At 42.7% G+C, this 1,320-nt stretch carries 1 protein-coding gene; it reads right to left on the minus strand.

All coding sequences use genetic code 11. The annotated features are described in order from the left end of the window. Positions 1 to 186 precede the first annotated feature (186 nt). Entirely contained in the window at positions 187 to 1,179 is a 993-nt protein-coding gene (locus tag L4C33_RS22295; protein ID WP_428814561.1) for a sugar-binding transcriptional regulator, read from the minus strand. Positions 1,180 to 1,320: the final 141 nt, after the last annotated feature.

Consider the following 1,320-nt stretch of genomic DNA (forward strand, 5'->3'; position numbering starts at 1 on the left):
ATTAAAATCAATGAATTGTGACATATTACAAGGGTACTTATTTTCTAAGCCCTTGAGCCCAGATCAACTGACGGAATACCTGACAACTGCAGCAGATACTAAGCAGAAAAAAACCGCCTAGGTTGTAACGGAGATCGTCCTTGGGTAATCTTATTGAGAACCCAAGGTGAATTGTCGCGTTTCTCTTTATTGACCGCTTCTCTGCATTTGCTCATCAAGGTTAAGTACAGTAAGTGCGTTACTTACACTGGTCGCTATAACATCAACAACCCCTGTTCTTAAAGCGCCCAATAAAGCCAATGGTTTACTGTTTTCTGCGGCAATCGCTATTACTTCCGAAATAGAGCGATACTCTTCTAAGCCTAACCCGATAACACGGTCACTCATTACCGTATCCGCAGCTTGCCCGTAAACGTCGAAAAAGTCATAACCAGCAAAGTCACCTACGACACCTTGGTGAAGCCTTGATTGCACAACTTCATCCGCGGTAAACCAACCTAAGTCCACCATGTAGCTGTTTTCACTCATATCACCAATACCGACTAATGCAACGTCAGCCTTACGCGCTAAATCGAGAGTTTGCTTTACTGTCGCGTTTTGCATGAATGCCAGTTTTTGGGCGCGATTCTCTGCATACGCAGGGGCGTACAAAGTCTCAGAGCTACCACCGTACTTTTTGGCAAGCTGACGACAAATGTGGTCCGCATTAAACATACCGCCTCTTGGGTGAATGCCACCAATCCCACACACGAATTTACAATCACGTGGAGTGATTACCCCAATGTGATGGGCAACAGACGAAACATTTCGCCCCTGACCAACTGTCACAACCATGCCATTTTTCAATGAGCTAGTAAGGTACTTAGACACTAACCCAGCAACTTGTAAACGTTGTTGTTCTTCTCTTGGTTGGTCGAGTGCAACCAAGGCACGCTTTACACCAAAACGTTCAATCAAACGTTGCTCGATCTTGGCACTAAATACAGGGTGGTATTTCACCGTAATATCAACAATACCTTCATCACGTGCTTGCTTGAGCATTCGCCCTACCTTTGCACGTGAGATAGAAAACTTCTTGGATATTTCTTCCTGTGTCGCGCCGTCTTGATAATAAGCGACAGCGATCTCAGTGAGTACATCAGTATTTTCTTCGGAAACGTCTTGAATATTATTCGGCATATTCTAATTAACCTGTAATTAACAAATAATTCACTTAAGGCAGTATTTGTAGATTTGCGTTAAGAACTCATATTATTCGATTATACATCGAACATCCGCTCACTCAAGTTACATTTGATCACCTATTTTATAATCTAATAT

Source organism: Vibrio makurazakiensis, assembly GCF_050337375.1.
GTDB lineage: Bacteria > Pseudomonadota > Gammaproteobacteria > Enterobacterales > Vibrionaceae > Vibrio > Vibrio makurazakiensis.